Genomic DNA, 16,236 nt, shown 5'->3' with positions numbered 1-16,236 from the left:
GGGCCGTTGGAGCATCACTGCATCGACGGCCCCGCTGGCTTATCACGCACCGACGAACGCCCTCGCGACCTCGAGGACGGCAGTCGCGGGCGCGATCATCACGGCGCTCGTCTCCTCCCTCGTCGCGGGTCTCGTGGGCGCGCGCAAGGGCGACTGAGCGTCCTCTCCCGCCCCGGCGCCTCGTCGACGAGAACGAGGTCCGAACACGATGGCGCGGGCGGTTCCCCGTGGGGAATCGCCCGCGCCATGCGCCCTTCTTCGGGCCCGCAGAGCCCGATGCCCGCTCATCGAACGACGAATGAAGGATTCGCGCTCACAGCAGAGAACGGTAGAGGGCCTCGATGTCCTCTCGAGTCGCGGGACGCGGGTTGCCGGGAGTGCACACGTCCGAGAAGGCGTCGTCGGCGAGTCCTTGGATGCCGGACTCGTCGACGCCGATCTCGGAGATCCTCGTCGGATTCCCCAGGCCGACGACGAGCGCGGAGACCGCGTCGACGGCGGCCGCGCGCGCCTCCTCCAAGGGCATGGTCTGGGCGTTCGCGACGCCGAATGCCTCGGCGATGTCGCGGTACTTCTCACCGGTGTACTCGGCGTTGTAGGCCATGATCGGCGCGAGGAGGATCCCATTGGCGAGACCGTGGGGCGCATTGTAGCGCCCGCCGAGCGGGTGCGCCATGCCGTGCACGAGGCCTAGGCCGACGTTCGAGTAGGCCATGCCATTGATGTAGGCGGCCAATCCCATCTGCTCGACCGCGTCCTCGTCGCCATCGGCCGCAGCCGGAAGGTTCTTCGCGATCATCTGAATGGACTTGAGGCACAGCGCGTCGGAGAGTTCCCACGCGCCGGGGGTGATGTAGCCCTCGATGGCGTGAGTAAGGGCATCGAGACCCGTCGCGACTTTGAGGGAGCGCGGCATGCCGTCCATGAGGTCGGGGTCGACGACCGCGATCACCGGAATGTCGTGGGGATCGACGCAGACGAACTTGCGCTTGTTCGCCGTATCGGTGATGACGTAATTGATCGTCGTCTCGGAAGCGGTGCCCGCGGTCGTCGGGACGCCGATAATCGGGACTCCGGGGTTCTTCGTCGGCGAGAGGCCCTCGAGGGAGAGAACGTCCTCGAATTCCGGATTCGTCGCGATGACGGAGATCGCCTTGCAGGTGTCCTGCGGGGAGCCTCCGCCCAGACCGATGAGGATGTCGGCACCGGACGCGCGGAAGACCTTCAGTCCCGCCTGGACCTTCTCGATGGGAGGGTTCGGAACGACGTCGGAGAAGATCTGCCAGGCGATGCCTGCGCCGTCGAGCAGATCGGTGATCCGCGCGGCCGTACCGTTGTCGGCGAGGACGGGATCCGTCACGATGAAGGCCTTGCTCAGGCCTCGTGCGGTGATCTCCGCGGGAATGTTCGAGATGGCTCCTCGACCGAAGTATCCGGTCTGGTTGAGGATCATCCTGTGGCTCATCTGTTCCTCCTTGAACTGGTCCTTTCTAGGAGCGCCGACGCGCTCGCCATCCAGGATAGTAGCGGAGGTTTTCGAGGGAACAGGCACCGAAGTCCCGAATGACAAGATGGACCTTTCCTAATTCCGGCCCGGAAGGAGGTGCGTCCCCGACTCGTCGACGAACACGTCGGTGGCCTCCTTCGTGAGGTGCCCGCCCTTGACGAGGGCGTGGCGCACGCCGAGGTCGCGCAGGGCCCTCGCCTGGTCGGCCATCTCGTCGAGGGTGGTCGCACGTTCGCACTCGAGGAGGACGGTGGCCTCGGCGAGGTTCGGGGTGATGAGCTCCGCGACGGGGCAGAGGTCGCGACCATGACCGGGTCGAGGACCGTGCAGGGCAGCTCGGGGAGGTATTCGCTAAGCCACGTTTGGCGAAGGCGGGAGCGCTCATCGGGTTTGGGTGCTCCCGTTTTCATATTCACGAGGTCACTGGTTGCGTTTCCTTCACGCATCGCAGGAAACGAGGGCTATTCGCGTCTTCGGGCTCGTATGCGCCTCCCACTATAGGGGTCATGCTGATCCAACAAACGCACGGCAACGTGCCTCAATCTGAGACAATGCTGATATGACAAAGGACATCGACGTACACGGTCGCAAACCTTGGTTCAAGAGCGCTAAGTCTCATCATGCGCCAGGGCCAGGCGAAACTGTGACCGTCTTCTTGCGTGACGTGACGGCGAAGTCTGATCAGGGGATTCGCCTGCTCAACGGTGTTTCTTTGGGGTTCCGTTCGGCTTCACTGACCGCGATTTATGATCCGACGGGTAAGCGTGCGCGGGCTCTTTTTGATGTGATTGCGTCGTTTTCCCAGCCTGATTCTGGGGCCGTTTTTGTGCGTAGCCGACACGCGAATCGGCCTGGTCGTAGCGCCTCGGTTGCTCTGATTACCGCGTCTTCGCCGTTGAACCTGTCGTTGACTGTCCGCCAGAACCTTGTGGCTCCTCTTGCTCTGACCGGGGTGAGCGCGCGGGCGTCGACGTTCCGTTCGATTACTCAGATTCTGGGGTTGAAGGATCTGTTGGATACGCCGACGTCTTCGTTGAAGAAAATTGACCTGTACGCCCTTCTTCTGGCGCAGGCTGTTATCGCTGGTGGCGACATTATTCTGGCGGATGACCCGACGTTCCTTCCGGATCCGCTCAGGCTTGAGGCGATCGACTTGTTGAGCCGTCTCACGCAGTTCGATGCGACCGTCATCTGTGCGACGGCTGATGCGCAGGTCGCGGCCTCGTGCAAACGTGCTGTACTGCTGGCCAACTCGGTGTTGAGCGCGGACCTTATTCACCCGACGCTTCAGGCGATTAAGCAGGCTCAGAGCGAGGATGTTGATAACCCCGCAACCTACTTAGGTCCGATTCCTTCGGCTCTACCTGCGACTTCAGTTTCGGCAACGTCGGCTTCTCCGTCAGTTTCGTTTTCTCTGCCCATGTCACTTTCTGGGGACGAGGCCGGGGCTTCCACTCTGGATCAGGATTCTTCATCGCAGACCCAGGACAGCGAACCGCTAGCTGATGGTGAGCATGATGTACAGATTGCGATTCAGTGGAGGCCTTTGACGGATCACGCCACCGAAGAGGCTCAGACGGACACGAGCGATGATTCTGCGGAGCTTAGCGAAGACGTTGAGTCTGAGGATTCGAATACTGTTTCTGATGAACTTCCCGATTCGGAAGAACTGAAGCTCGAGGAGGAAACAGATGACGCAGACGCCACTGATTCTGAAGAGCCCGTTGCGGAACCGCGATACTCCGGTTTCACGAGGCTGACACCTTTCACCAGCGAGGTTGTTCGGACTCCTTCGCACGCTGAAGAAGCCGGCGATCTGGAGATTACTCCCGAAGATGATTCAACGGATGCCGATGTGTCTGTACCCCTCAACGAAAGCGAGGATGCGCCGGAGGAAGACGACACTCCGATAGCAGACGAAGATGCCGACTCAACGCATCCGGTCGATCTGCCCCGCCGGGATGAAGAACCCGATCCGATCACTCAAGCGATTCGTTTGCTCGCATCGCCGAACGGCCGAGAAGCCCTTGCCGAAGCCGCACATTCACATGCTGGCCAAGCCTCGTATCCATCGAACGGAACGGGACATAACGCACCCACGCCCCAACAGGCAGAAGTCATCGACAAAGCGCGCAAGATCTTGGACGAGCTCCCCGGTTCGGTGATCCCGGAATAGGCTCCGATCTGCGCGGTCACCACATACGACTGCAGGGGCGCGCAGAACGTGAGAAACTGGAGTAAAGCGCGGAACCTACCGCAAGAAACGAACTCAGGAAGCGAGCGTCACCGATGACAACTCCGCTCGAACCGATCGAGGAACCCAAGGCAGCAAAAGCTCGCCCCGCATCGATGGGGGAACTGTTTGCGACCCTGTCCTCGCAGATTACGACGCTGGTCAACGGCGAAATCGAGCTGAACAAGCTCAAAGCTAAGAACTTTGTGAAGAGGATCGGCATCGGTGGCGTCCTGCTTGCGGTTGCAGCCGTTTTTGCGCTCTACCTGCTCGGATGGGTGTTCCACACCGTCGAGATCGCTATCGCAATCGCTCTTCCCGCGTGGGCCGCCTCGCTCATCACCACCGGCATTCTGCTCCTGATCGTGCTGATTTTGGCGCTTGTTGGTGCCTCGTTCTTGAAGAAGTCGCAGGCAGACAAGCCGGATCCGAAGGAACACATCACCCGTGACATCAACGCGCTGAAGAAAGGCTTGGGCAAGTGAGCGACATCAAGGAAACCAGCGAGCGCACCGAAGCTCAGATTCTCGCCGACTTGGCGACTACGCGCGCCGAAATGACGGCCACCGTCGATGAGCTCTTCGGTCGTGTTCAGCCGTCGTACATCATGGATCAGACGAAGGAAACCGCGAAGGCAAAGTTCGCCAACTTCCAGACTCAGGCTCAGATCACCGTTCAGGATGCCAAGGATGGCGAACCCGAGGCCCTGAAGAAGGTCGGTATCGCGGTGGCCGGAGCGGCCACAGTTGTCGGTCTGATCGTTCTCAACATCATTCGTAAGAAGCACTGATTTTCAGATTCTTATTCGATCATTTCGTTGAAAAACCGGCTTTTTGCCGGCAGCGCCGGGGAACCAAGCGCGCCCGTGGGTATGGACGCATGTGAGCATTGCGCCCGAATAACGCTATGATGTTCCCACGACACATTTTCATTAACCAGGGCACCGCCTCGCGCGGACCCGAACAACGCGGAGGGGGTCGACGCCATGGGGCGCGGCCGTCAAAAGGCCAAGCAGACGAAAGTCGCACGCAAGCTGAAGTATTTCAGTCCTGATACCGATCTCGACGCTTTGCAGCGCGAGCTCGCTTCCTCTGAGCACTCTCATTACGACGAGTACGACTACGAGGACGCAGAGGACAAGCAGGACGAAGAAGACGACCTCTACTCCAAATACGCGGATTTTGCCGACGCCGATGATGCGGAGGAATCTCCCGAGCTCGACGAGGACTTCTGGATCAACCCGTCCAAGTGACGCACCCGTATGCGTTCCGTTGAACTCACGGTGTCACGTAGTGCCACTACGGTGCATTGCCGACGCTGACTGAAGAGGTTTGTTGATGACTAGCTCATACGCTGGTCTTCGTGTACCCATTTCACGTGTGAATAGAAGAGTGCCGAAACCCCGGGTGGGGCTTCGGCACTCTTTGTATGAGGTGATGGGAGGGTGTATGGGGTGATGCGAAGCTTTCCAATAAAGGGCTTCCGACTTTCGATGAAGCGGGACCTTCTGGCCTTCCGATCACCTTCCGACGAAGTTTCTCAAGCGATTCGGTACTGGCCGTGCAGGCGAACAGCTCCCGCGTTCACGCCCTTCGTTCCAGAGATGATGCGAGCGTCAGTCAAGCCAGATTCGTCATCAGCGTTCTTTTCGGAACGAACGGTGCCGAGAACCCATGCATCAATGCCAGTAGCCTTAGTCGCAGCCATGACAGCGTCTGCACTTTCAGCGCCAACAACACCAACCATGCCAACGCCTAGGTTGAGCGAGTCTTCCATGCCTTCCCAGCTGACGGATCCGCCACGGCGCACCCAGTCGAAGACCGGCGGGACAACCCAGGATCCGCGATCGACGTCCGCAAGTGATCCCTTGGGGAGGACACGGGAGAGGTTTGCTCCCAGTCCGCCACCGGTCACGTGGGACAGGGCGTGAATGCCGGTCAGGCCAGCACCCGCCACAGACTCCGCCGAAGAAGCGCCAGCTTCACCCAGCATTCCAACGCCGAACTGACCAATCAGATCAAGACACAACGTGGTGTACAGGCGCGTGGGCTCTAGGAGTTCTTCACCGAGCGTGCGACCGAATTCTTCAACGTGGGCATCCAGCGCGAGCCCGGTTCGCGCGACAACGGAACGCACCAGCGAGTATCCGTTGGAGTGCAGGCCGGATGATGCCATAGCGATCAACACGTCGCCGTCAGCAACGCGTTCTGGCCCAAGCAACATGTCAGCGTCAACAACGCCGGTTGCTGCGCCAGCGATATCGTAGTCGTCGGGTTCCATGACACCGGGGTGTTCCGCGGTTTCGCCACCGATCAGCGGGGTTCCGGTTGCTTCGCAGGCGCGAGCGATGCCGGTGACGATCGCTGCGATACGTTCGGGGACAACGTGTCCGCACGCGATGTAGTCGGTCATCAGCACGGGGCGTGCGCCGATCACGACGATATCGTCAACGACCATGCCAACCAGGTCCTGGCCGATGGTGTCGTGGATGTCCATGGCCTGCGCGATAGCAATCTTCGTACCAACGCCGTCCGTGGAGGTGGCGAGCAACGGCTTCTTCATGCCAAGCAACGCCGAAGCATCAACCATGCCCGCGAATCCACCGGTTGCGCCGAGGACGGTCGCGTCGTGCGTACGTGACACGGCTTCCTTCATGAGTTCGACAGCGCGGTCTCCTGCCACGGTGTCGACGCCAGCTGACGCGTAGTCGAGGGGGGTGTTCTCGCTCATCGAAGCTCCCTTGGTGAGGTGCGGTGGTGGGGTGGCCGGTTGAGGATCATGGTGCATATCCGGCATCGCGTGGTCACGAGGCCGTATCCGGTTAGCAACTGATAGCCCCTGGAGTGCCGGGGATAGGTGTGCCTGCAGGGATTGTTTCGGGGTAGTCGCCGGTGAAGCAGCCAAGACAGAGGCCGGTTCCCTGGCGAGTCGCGCGAACCATGCCCGGCATCGACAGGTATGCCAGCGAATCGGCGCCAATAGAAGCACAAACCTCGTCAACGTTCATCGCCGAGGCGATCAGTTCCGCGCGGGTCGGGAAGTCGATACCGAAGAAACATGGCCACTGGACCGGCGGTGATGAAATTCTGACGTGTACTTCGGATGCGCCAGCCTCGCGCAACATGCGAACCAGGGCCCGCTGAGTATTTCCGCGGACGATGGAGTCGTCGATGACGATCAGCCGCTTCCCCCCGATAACCTCGCGCAACGGGTTGAGTTTCAGGCGAATACCCAACTGGCGTAGTGACTGAGTCGGTTGAATGAAGGTTCGGCCAACGTAGGCGTTCTTCACGAGGCCCTGCGCGAAGGGAATACATGACGCCTCTGCATAGCCGATGGCGGCCGGAGTGCCCGATTCAGGCGTGGGGATCACCAGATCGGCTTCGACACCTGACTCTTCGGCGAGGATCGCGCCCATCTCACGGCGCGCCGCCACAATCTGACGATCACCGATGACGGTGTCAGGGCGGGCAAGGTACACGTATTCAAAGACGCAGGTGTTGGAGCGTTTAACCGCGAAGTGGCGTGAGTGAACACCGCTTTGGTCGATTGCGATGAGCTCGCCGGGTTCAATTTCGCGGACGAACGTGGCACCGCACAGGTCAAGGGCGGAGGTTTCGGAAGCCAAGACCCAGCCGGAGTACAGGCGACCCAGTACTAGCGGTCGATATCCGTGGGGGTCGCGCGCAGCGTAGAGCGTGTTCTCGTCCATGAAGACCAGCGAGAACGCACCCTTCAAGCGTGGAAGGACCTTCAGGGCCGCCGGGATGAGAGACGAATAGCCTTCTGTTGTCCCCTGTGCCGGCACCTCGCTAGACGAGGAAGCAGAACCGGCCTCTAAGGTCGACGACTGCGCAAAAGAAGCAGAATCGCCCTGGTCCATGGAGGACGCAAGGGCGAGCGCTGGAGGAATAAACGGCACAGGTCCAGGGATACGATCTGCCAGTCCAAGAAGGGCCGTGACGATGGATGTGTCCGTGGTTGCACCATGTTCAATGTCGTCACCTTCGTCGGCGATTTTCTTCGCCAGCTCACGCAGTTCGGTCGTGTTCGTCAGGTTGCCGTTGTGGCAGAGAGCGACCGTTCCGTTTGGCGTGGGACCGAGCGTGGGCTGGGCGTTACGCCACGTATCCGCCCCCGTAGTCGCGTAGCGGACATGTCCGATGGCGACGTGGCCGGTCAGGCCTTGAAGGGTTTGTTCCGTGAACACCTGGTTCACCAAGCCTTGGTCTTTGTAGACCAGAATCTGAGAGCCGTTCGAGGTTGCGATACCGGCGGACTGCTGTCCTCGGTGTTGCAGAGCATATAGCGAGAAGTAGGTGAGTCGCGAAACGTCCTCACCGGGCGCCCACACGCCGAAGACACCACAGTGGTCGTGCGGTCGGTCGTCTTCGAAGATCTCTTGGTCGGATAGGGGCTTGTCCATGTTCACCGAGTCTGTGATCACGGCTTCACCTTCTCACAGATTGACGTGCGCGTGCCACGAGCGTCCGGGTGAGGTGAGGAACTCATCCCATTCCTCTCCGGATCTTTCGCAACAGTGAGCGCGCGAAAAATGCGAATGAGGAGCGGAGCATATTGAGTCGAAACCGCGCGTTTGCACCCCACAACGCCATGTGCAGACAGTGGGTGCGACAATGAAAGCAGTTGATTCCTATCCGTTCGGAGATCATTTCGATGGCATCTTCTGCTCTGAGTGTTGTGTGCTGGGTGTTTTCCCTGCTGGTGACTCTGCTCGCCCTGCTGGCGTTCGGTCGCGGTATCGCACATATCTGGCGCCAGATCAACCAGGGCCAGCCTGATCCGGGGCGTCTGCGCCCGGTGGGCAAGCGCCTATGGTCGATGATTTCTACGATTTTGACTCACCGTGAGTTCAAGCATCGCCCGTGGGTGAAGGTCGCTCACTGGCTGGTGATGATCTCCTTCCCTCTGCTGTTCCTCACGCTTGTTGCCGGCTATGGGCAGTTGCGCGATCAGATGTATGCCCTGCCGCTGCTGGGGCATTTTGCGCCGTGGGAGTGGCTGACAGAGGTCCTCGCCTGGGGTGGTCTGCTGGGCATCATCTACCTGATGACCGTGCGCAAGCGCGCTGGCCACGGCAGTGTCGCTGAGGCAGCCGTGTCGAATGATGATCAGGCTTCCCTGACGGGTGACGACGCGCCACTGTCCCGCCCGCACCCGCGCGACGGTTCACCGCAAGGGTTGGCGTCGCGTTTCCTCGGGTCGACGAAATGGCAGGCGCTGTTCGTCGAGTGGGTCGTTCTGATTGTGTGCGTGTGCATCATCGGTTTACGAGGCCTCGAATACGGCCTGATGTTCGAACACAATGTGGGTCAGGAATGGCCGTTGCCTCTGATTGTTCACTTCCCGCTAACCGGGTGGATCGGCGCGCTTGCTGTGAGGGCTGGACTTGGCTCAACCGGTCTTGCAAACGCGATCGCCGTAGTTGCGACCGTCAAGATCATGACGTCAATGCTCTGGATGATGGTCATCGGCGTACAGACGTCGATGGGCGTTGCATGGCACCGTTTCATTGCGATCGTCAACCTGTATGCGCGTCGCAACGTTGACGGCACAAAGTCGCTTGGTCCCGCCGATCACATGCTGATCAACGGCGTGCCGGTGACCAGTGAAGAACAGTTCGAAGATCTTCCCGAGGACACGGTTCTGGGTACGGGCAGTGCCACCGACCTGTCGTGGAAGGCACGCCTTGACCTGTATGCCTGCACGGAATGTGGTCGTTGCCAGGAACTCTGCCCCGCGTGGAATACGGGCAAGCCCCTCTCCCCCAAGCTTTTGATCATGTCGATGCGCGACCACATGGAGTCAGCGTCAAATAAAGAGATCGTCTCTCAGGAACTTGTTGACGGTAACGTCCCCGGTGACCGCACTGTTGCCGACGTGATTGAGCACGGCGATCTGATGCTGGATAAGGGCGTTGAGCCTTCCCCGCATTCCTTCGATGTCCTGCAGATGCTTTCCGCGTCCGGGGCAACTGGTCCTGAGGGTGTCACTGACGTCGCCGGACCACTGGTTCCCGGCGTTGTCAGCGAGGAAGTCCTCTGGGATTGCACGATGTGTGGCGCCTGCGTCGAACAATGCCCCGTCGACATTGAGCACATCGACCACATTCTTGACCTGCGTCGCCACCAAGTGCTGATGGAAGCCGCATTCCCACGCGAACTGGGACGCGCATTCCGTGGCATGGAATCAAAGGCCAACCCTTACAACCAGCCGGCACGAAAGCGTTTGGATTGGGCGAAGAACCTGGAGTTCGACGTGCCCGTGATCGGCGAAGATATCAAGAGCGCTGAAGAGGTTGACTACCTGTTCTGGGTGGGTTGCGCGGGCGCTTTCGACGATAAGGCAAAGCAGACCAGTGCTGCCGTGGCAGAGCTATTGCACACTGCCGGCGTTTCCTTCGCTGTCCTCGGTTCGGGTGAGTCGTGCACGGGTGATGCTGCGCGCCGTGCCGGCAATGAGGTTCTCTTCCAGATGCTCGCCGCACAGGCGATTGAGACTCTGAATGAGGCGAAGGCTCAGAAGATCGTTGTCTCGTGCGCTCACTGCTTCAACACGATTGCTGGCGAGTACCCCGAGCTCGGTGGTCACTTCGATGTCATCCACCACACCCAGTTGCTGAACCGCCTAGTGCGCGAAGGTCTGCTGAAGCCGGTTGCTCCAGGCTCTCCGTCTGATACCGACCAAGCGGGTCGCCCCCTGCACGTCACCTATCACGATGCCTGCTACCTGGGTCGCCATAACCGCGTTTACGAGCCACCGCGCGAACTGGTCGCTTCCATCCCAGGTGTTGAGGTTGTTGAGATGCCTCGTAACCGCGACCGCGCCATGTGCTGCGGTGCCGGTGGCGCGCACGCCTGGTTCGAAGAATCACGAGGCACCCGCATTAGTGATGCTCGCATTGTCGAGGCAGCATCAACAGGCGCTGACGTGGTCGCCACTGCGTGCCCGTTCTGTTCGCAGATGCTGGGGTCTGCGTCCGGTTCCTCGGCGGGCTTCTTGTCCGCCTCTGGCCAGGGCGCACCTGCTGACGGCGCCACGTTGACGGAAGCCACTTCCCTGCCCGAGGTGAAAGACGTGGCGGTCATGTTGCTCGAAGCCGTGAAGCGCGGTCAGTAGGGTCGTTATTCTCTTCCGTTCTGCCGAGCCAAGACTGTATTTGACTGGGTATTTTCACCTTTCTTTGCGCCCAAACTCGCAATTTTTCGACAGTCTCAAACCAGAATTCACACAACCCTGACTAACCCTGAGTCACCCCTGATTTGTCAGTGTCCTCATTCCCCCACGACACGGGGCACTGATACCGTTGGGAACCATCAACGTTGATGAGCGTCTAGGAGTATTCGTGTCCTCTTCCACGTCCCCGCGTTTTCAAAAGATCATCGCCCTGATTAAGACAGGCGTATGGATCATCATCGCGATCAGCCTCGTGAAATTCGCATTCTTTCCTTCCACTGGGGCGGACCAAAGCGATCAGCCCCTTGATCCAAGCGCGAATTACGGGCAGATGACGGTCACCCCGACGAAAGCGGACATCACGAACACCGTCTCGGTCAACGGCACCATCGAAAACGATCCCTCCACCGTTGTTAAAGCAACCGGGGCTGGCGAGGTCAACTACATCGCCGTCAGTGACGGCACATACGTCGAAGCAGGAGCCATGATCCTGCAGATACGTGGTCAAAACGAAAGCAACCCGAATACCGACGATACAGACGATCAACAGACGCCGACCTACACGTACACGGACATCACTGCCCCCGCCAGTGGCACCCTGCATCTCAGCGCCCTACTCGGCCAGCGGTTCGACATCGGCGACCAACTGGGAACCATCGCCCCCTCCACCTATTCCGCTGTGGCAACTCTGAACGCCGACCAGCTGTACCGCATTCAAGAAACACCCTCCGAAGCAACCGTGACCATCACTAATGGGCCCGCACCTTTCACCTGCTCGGGACTCAAGATCGTCACGCCTGACACGACGCAGAAGAACACGAATCAACAGGGAGAGACCCAGCAGAACAGCGGTATCCAAGCACGTTGCGCAATCCCAGCAGATCAGAAGGTCTTCCCCGGCCTCGGCTTGAAAATGGACATTGTCGCGGGCTCCGCAACCGACGTCCTCACACTCCCCATCAGCGCTGTTGAAGGCCGTTTCCAAAGCGGATTTGTCTACATCCCCGCCAGTGATGGAGCCGGCAAGCCCGAAAAGAAGCCTGTCACCTTGGGTCTGACTAACGGTGAAATCGTCGAGATCAAAGAAGGTCTGACGGAATCCGACTCGGTGCTCGAATTCATTCCCACCGCCAGCTCAGACACAACACGGGGCAGTGAATCCGGTGTAGATGGAGCCACTCCCCTGACGGCCACCACTGAAAGCTCGGCGGGCTGACATGAGCCTGATCGAACTCGCCCAGGTCACCCGGACGGTTCAACTACCCGACGGGTCCGACCTGAGAATCCTGCGTGGCATCGACCTGAACGTCGATCCCGGCGACCACATTTCCATCGTGGGTCGCTCCGGCACCGGCAAATCGACGATGCTCAACATCATTGGTCTTCTGGACCTGCCGACTGACGGAACGTACACGATCAACGACATTGACGTGACGCGCCTGGGCGAAGGGAAGCGCTCTGCCCTGCGCGGTTCAACCTTCGGCTTCGTGTTCCAGCAGTTCAACATTTTCAACGCGCGCACGGCACGTGAAAACGTTGAAGTCCCATTGCTCTACGCAACTGGACAAGCATTTTGGAGGCGTCGCACACTTGCCGCTTCCATGCTCGACCGCGTGGGGCTCGGCGATCGCCTCGACTCCTACCCCTCCCAAATGTCCGGTGGTGAACAGCAGCGCATCGCCATCGCACGTGCCCTGGTCCACCAGCCAAGAGTCATCCTCGCCGACGAGCCCACCGGCGCACTCGACCCCGAAACCGGCGCGCTGGTCATGGAACTCCTTGAAACCGTCGCCAGAGAAAACAACGCCGCCCTCATCGTCATCACCCACGATTTCGCGGTCGCCTCGCGCGCAAAGAGAATCTTCCAGCTCGCCGACGGTACCCTGCACGCAATCGACTCCCACGATCTTTCCGCCACCCGTCCTTCAATCGACGAGGCCGACCCCACCCAACTGGTCACCTCCCCCTCAACCGGTGGTCGAAACGAAGAGGAGGAGACTCAGGAATGAATACCCTCAACCAGATCATCGGCGCCCTCGTAGAAGCATGGGGCGAAGTCAAAGTACAAAAAACCCGAGTCATCCTCTCCCTCGTCGGCGTCGTAGCGGCCGTCGCAGCCATGTCCTCAGTTATCGCCATTGGCGACATGTTGGTTCAGGTCAATAAAGAAATGGAGGAAGCCTACTCAGGCCGATCCATTACTCTGCACGTCAGCGCATCAGAAACCAGTTCAGACACCGGTGAGACAGGCGCGGCCTCGTCGACCGAAAGCGAAACTGGCACCACAACAAACGCCGAAGGAATGCCAACTATCGACAGCGACTCAGCAACCCAAGGCACAACGAGCAGCGACGGAAGCAACGCGCTCGCCGCGCTCACCGGCGTCATTCACGACCCCATGGGTGACGCCATGACAACCGTCGCTCAACGCCTGCACATCCCCTACTGGTCCAGGCTCGAAACAGGGAATATCACCTTCACTGAGATAGAACAGATCTCAAAAACCGGTTCATACCGAGGAGTCCCCACGACGCAGGACCTCACAACGATGGAAACGTCCACATCCGTGAAAGCCATCGACCCCGCGTACTCCACGCTATTCCGATTGACCCCAATCGTCGGCAGGTGGATCGATGCGGGCGACGCCAACCAGCGAGTCGTCCCCATCGTCATCAACTCCACGCTCTGGGAATACCTAGCTCACGCGAATATTGCAGACCCTATCGTCCTGCACGCCAACGATGCTTCCGCCACCCAATACCGCGTCGTCGGAGTCATCAAATCCAACTCGCAATGGGACAGCCCAACCGCCTACATCGACTACACCGCCTGGCAGTTCACCAAATCGCAGTCAGCCGCGCTCAGCGGACAATCCCCCACATCAAACGGTGTTGAAATGCTGGTCTGGACCGGAGCTGACCAGGCGGAACAAGCACGAGACCTGCTCCCCAAAGCACTCGCATCCGTACTCGGCAAAGGCTGGAAAGGCGACGTCTACGGCGGTGAATACTACGACGGCGGACAATCCAGCATGAATACGATCCGCACCGTCATCATGGTCATCGGTGGCATCGTCATCCTGCTAGGTGCACTCGGGCTACTGAACGTCGCGATCGTCACCGTACGCCAACGCATCCGAGAAATCGGCATCCGGCGAGCTATGGGAGCATCCGCTAAACGAGTCTTCTTCGCGGTCTTCATGGAGTCGGTTGTCGCTACCTTCGTCGCCGGCGTCATCGGTGTCGGAATTGCCATCATCGTGATCCGACTACTGCCACTTGACACGTTATTGGGCATCTACCTGCAGGAACGCCCACCATTCCCGATGAGCGCAGCCATCGACGGCATTGCCATCTCCACGGGAATCGGCGCTCTCTGCGGAATTATCCCTGCGCTCGCTGCCGTCAGAGTCAAACCAATCGACGCGATCCGGTACTGACAACCTGCTTGGCTAGCCTCCGACCAGTTGCTACCACTGCGCAGATAATCCCCGGAAGCTCAGACAATTGCTCTTAGTCCAGCCCACCGACGAAGCCGGTGGGCCGTCAGTAGCGAGCACAACTCGCCCCTGGGGACAACCTGCCTCCGTGGCAGTGTGCAAGCGGGGACAATCAGCGCGGAAGAGCCAGGCGATCCTCGCCGACGCGCACCAGCAGGCCATCGGCAAGCAAGCCTTCAATCACACGGGGAGCCTGGTCAGGGTCGCTACCCGGCAACGTCGCCACTTCTAACGCCGCAGAGTACGAAACTGTCGGGGCGGCCTCGTCGATTGGGGAAGGTACATTGCCGGTAGCTGACGAATCACCGGAAGCAACGGGAGAATCGGAACTGGCGGAAGAAGCTGATGAGTCCCCGGAAACGTGCAGGTCGCGCAACAGTTGCACCACTCGCCCGCGCGCCTGCCGGTCCGTGCCCGCCCAGGCCTGAGACTTTCTCTTGACCTCGACCATTGGACGCCCGGCAACGAACCATGCGCATTCACTGGCAAGCGGACACGTATCACACCCAGGATTCTTCGATGTGCACGCAATCGCCCCGAACTCCATCAGCGCAAGGTTCCACGTCGCACACTCAACGCCCGACGACGGTAGCAGGGAATCGGCGAGGTCCCTCTCGACGCGAGTCGGGGACGAAGATGCAGGTCGCTCGATTCCGCTGAAAATCCGCGCAATCACGCGTCGAATATTCGTATCGAGCACCGCGCGACGCTCATGAAACTGGAACGACATCAACGCAGATGCCGTGTACGGGCCGATGCCCGGCAAGCTACACAACGACTCAAAGTCTGCGGGAACCTGGCCACCTGGACGCTCACTAATGGCGATCGCGCACTCGCGAAGGCGCAGTGCGCGCGACGGATAGCCGAGCCTCCCCCACTCGACCAGAACCCGCGACGCAGGAGCAACCGCGAGCGCAGCGGGCGTCGGCCACAGCTGCATCCACCGGCTCCAAATCGGTTGGACACGAGGCATGGGTGTTTGCTGGCTCATCACTTCGCCAACCAGAGTTCCCCACGGCGTCACATCCTCGGCGCGCATAGGGAGTTCGCGCTTGTTTTCCTTCATCCAATTCACGAGACCGGTGAGCACCTCGTTGCGTTTGGCCTGCCGAGTAGCCGAGCTTGCGGGCGTAGTTTCGCCACGAACAGCGCCAGAAGAGGAAGAGGACATGACCATCAGCCTAAACGGTCGCCGTGAATGTGAAACAATTGAGCCATGCTATTGAGCGATCGCGATATTAATGCCGGCCTTGATTCTGGGCGTATTCAGCTGGACCCGCTTGATCGGGATCTGATTCAGCCAGCAAGTATTGACGTGCGTTTGGATAGGTTGTTCCGTCTTTTCGACAACCACCGTTACGCCGTGATTGATCCGTCCGCTGATCAGACGGATCTGACGCATCAGGTTGATGTGGGACCGGATCGACCGTTCGTTCTGCACCCGGGCGAGTTCGTACTGGGCGCAACCTACGAGCTGGTCACTTTGGGTGATGACATTGCAGCGCGTCTTGAAGGTAAGTCGTCGCTTGGTCGCTTGGGTCTGCTGACGCACTCGACCGCTGGCTTCATTGACCCCGGGTTTTCCGGCCACGTCACGCTGGAGCTTTCGAACACGGCGACCATGCCGATCCTGCTCTACCCGGGCATGAAGATCGGCCAGCTGTGCTTCTTCAATCTGTCATCTCCGGCGGAGCACCCCTACGGTTCGTCCGGTTTGGGTTCGCACTACCAGGGTCAGCGTGGCCCGACTCCGTCGCGCACGCACCTGCGTTTCAACCGCACTCGGATCGAGCGTTGAAC

General features: G+C 59.8%; 14 protein-coding genes. 9 read left to right on the top strand and 5 right to left on the bottom strand.

Going from position 1 to position 16,236, the window contains the following annotated elements:
- Positions 1-313: 313 nt before the first annotated feature.
- On the bottom strand, positions 314-1,465 hold the full coding sequence (fucO, locus tag QP381_RS02900) for a lactaldehyde reductase (RefSeq protein ID WP_040318482.1): 1,152 nt from the start codon (positions 1,463-1,465) through the stop codon (positions 314-316).
- 117 nt (positions 1,466-1,582) lie between these two features.
- Entirely contained in the window at positions 1,583-1,783 is a 201-nt protein-coding gene (locus tag QP381_RS02895; RefSeq protein ID WP_243440769.1) for a bifunctional hydroxymethylpyrimidine kinase/phosphomethylpyrimidine kinase, read from the bottom strand.
- Between the two features lie 283 nt (positions 1,784-2,066).
- On the opposite strand from QP381_RS02895, the gene QP381_RS02890 reads away from it, so the two are divergent.
- The 4 genes from QP381_RS02890 (at position 2,067) to QP381_RS02875 (ending at position 4,992) form a co-directional block, all read left to right on the top strand.
- Positions 2,067-3,683: a hypothetical protein gene (locus QP381_RS02890; RefSeq protein ID WP_006680716.1), complete on the top strand. Its 1,617-nt coding sequence runs from the start codon at positions 2,067-2,069 to the stop codon at positions 3,681-3,683.
- A 113-nt stretch (positions 3,684-3,796) separates the two neighbouring features.
- Positions 3,797-4,225: a phage holin family protein gene (locus QP381_RS02885; protein ID WP_006680715.1), complete on the top strand. Its 429-nt coding sequence runs from the start codon at positions 3,797-3,799 to the stop codon at positions 4,223-4,225.
- Positions 4,222-4,530, top strand: coding sequence for a DUF3618 domain-containing protein (locus QP381_RS02880; protein WP_179370120.1), 309 nt, complete (start codon positions 4,222-4,224; stop codon positions 4,528-4,530). The genes QP381_RS02885 and QP381_RS02880 overlap by 4 nt, the downstream gene beginning before the upstream one ends.
- 195 nt (positions 4,531-4,725) lie before the next feature.
- Positions 4,726-4,992, top strand: coding sequence for a DUF3073 domain-containing protein (locus QP381_RS02875; RefSeq protein WP_006680713.1), 267 nt, complete (start codon positions 4,726-4,728; stop codon positions 4,990-4,992).
- A 287-nt stretch (positions 4,993-5,279) separates the two neighbouring features.
- Here the strand turns inward: QP381_RS02875 and purM are convergent, their stop codons facing one another.
- Both purM and purF read right to left on the bottom strand, forming a co-directional pair.
- Positions 5,280-6,470: a phosphoribosylformylglycinamidine cyclo-ligase gene (gene purM, locus QP381_RS02870; RefSeq protein ID WP_179370119.1), complete on the bottom strand. Its 1,191-nt coding sequence runs from the start codon at positions 6,468-6,470 to the stop codon at positions 5,280-5,282.
- 91 nt (positions 6,471-6,561) lie between these two features.
- Positions 6,562-8,166 carry an amidophosphoribosyltransferase gene (gene purF, locus QP381_RS02865; RefSeq protein WP_179370320.1) on the bottom strand — a complete coding sequence of 535 codons (1,605 nt, stop codon included), beginning with the start codon at positions 8,164-8,166 and terminating at the stop codon, positions 6,562-6,564.
- 251 nt (positions 8,167-8,417) lie between these two features.
- On the opposite strand from purF, the gene QP381_RS02860 reads away from it, so the two are divergent.
- The 4 genes from QP381_RS02860 (at position 8,418) to QP381_RS02845 (ending at position 14,376) form a co-directional block, all read left to right on the top strand.
- Positions 8,418-10,880: a (Fe-S)-binding protein gene (locus QP381_RS02860; RefSeq protein WP_179370118.1), complete on the top strand. Its 2,463-nt coding sequence runs from the start codon at positions 8,418-8,420 to the stop codon at positions 10,878-10,880.
- A 226-nt stretch (positions 10,881-11,106) separates the two neighbouring features.
- Positions 11,107-12,153, top strand: coding sequence for an efflux RND transporter periplasmic adaptor subunit (locus QP381_RS02855; protein WP_006680709.1), 1,047 nt, complete (start codon positions 11,107-11,109; stop codon positions 12,151-12,153).
- Position 12,154: 1 nt separating this feature from the next.
- A complete protein-coding gene (locus tag QP381_RS02850) occupies positions 12,155-12,946 on the top strand; it encodes an ABC transporter ATP-binding protein (RefSeq protein ID WP_006680708.1) in 792 nt (263 codons plus the stop codon).
- Positions 12,943-14,376, top strand: a complete 1,434-nt coding sequence (locus tag QP381_RS02845; RefSeq protein WP_006680707.1) for an ABC transporter permease — start codon at positions 12,943-12,945, stop codon at positions 14,374-14,376. The genes QP381_RS02850 and QP381_RS02845 overlap by 4 nt, the downstream gene beginning before the upstream one ends.
- Before the next feature lie 172 nt (positions 14,377-14,548).
- Here QP381_RS02845 and QP381_RS02840 read toward each other — a convergent pair whose 3' ends face one another.
- Complete coding sequence (locus tag QP381_RS02840) at positions 14,549-15,607, bottom strand: A/G-specific adenine glycosylase (protein ID WP_179370116.1); 1,059 nt, start codon at positions 15,605-15,607, stop codon at positions 14,549-14,551.
- A 45-nt stretch (positions 15,608-15,652) separates the two neighbouring features.
- Here QP381_RS02840 and dcd point away from each other — a divergent pair, with 45 nt between their 5' ends.
- Positions 15,653-16,234: a dCTP deaminase gene (gene dcd / locus QP381_RS02835; protein ID WP_006680705.1), complete on the top strand. Its 582-nt coding sequence runs from the start codon at positions 15,653-15,655 to the stop codon at positions 16,232-16,234.
- Positions 16,235-16,236: the final 2 nt, after the last annotated feature.

This window comes from Pauljensenia sp. UMB6358, assembly GCF_030216865.1.
GTDB lineage: Bacteria > Actinomycetota > Actinomycetes > Actinomycetales > Actinomycetaceae > Pauljensenia > Pauljensenia turicensis_A.
Note: the sequence above shows the minus strand (reverse complement) of the source record. Positions and strands in the feature narration are given on the sequence as shown.

What these genes read in the sequence shown, in the direction of transcription:
- dcd (WP_006680705.1), top strand. Translation starts at nt 15,653, where the DNA reads ATGCTATTGAGCGATCGCGATATTAATGCCGGCCTTGATTCTGGGCGT.
- QP381_RS02840 (WP_179370116.1), bottom strand. Translation starts at nt 15,607, where the DNA reads ATGTCCTCTTCCTCTTCTGGCGCTGTTCGTGGCGAAACTACGCCCGCA.
- QP381_RS02845 (WP_006680707.1), top strand. Translation starts at nt 12,943, where the DNA reads ATGAATACCCTCAACCAGATCATCGGCGCCCTCGTAGAAGCATGGGGC.
- QP381_RS02860 (WP_179370118.1), top strand. Translation starts at nt 8,418, where the DNA reads ATGGCATCTTCTGCTCTGAGTGTTGTGTGCTGGGTGTTTTCCCTGCTG.
- QP381_RS02890 (WP_006680716.1), top strand. Translation starts at nt 2,067, where the DNA reads ATGACAAAGGACATCGACGTACACGGTCGCAAACCTTGGTTCAAGAGC.
- QP381_RS02850 (WP_006680708.1), top strand. Translation starts at nt 12,155, where the DNA reads ATGAGCCTGATCGAACTCGCCCAGGTCACCCGGACGGTTCAACTACCC.
- fucO (WP_040318482.1), bottom strand. Translation starts at nt 1,465, where the DNA reads ATGAGCCACAGGATGATCCTCAACCAGACCGGATACTTCGGTCGAGGA.
- QP381_RS02885 (WP_006680715.1), top strand. Translation starts at nt 3,797, where the DNA reads ATGACAACTCCGCTCGAACCGATCGAGGAACCCAAGGCAGCAAAAGCT.
- QP381_RS02875 (WP_006680713.1), top strand. Translation starts at nt 4,726, where the DNA reads ATGGGGCGCGGCCGTCAAAAGGCCAAGCAGACGAAAGTCGCACGCAAG.
- purF (WP_179370320.1), bottom strand. Translation starts at nt 8,166, where the DNA reads ATGGACAAGCCCCTATCCGACCAAGAGATCTTCGAAGACGACCGACCG.
- purM (WP_179370119.1), bottom strand. Translation starts at nt 6,470, where the DNA reads ATGAGCGAGAACACCCCCCTCGACTACGCGTCAGCTGGCGTCGACACC.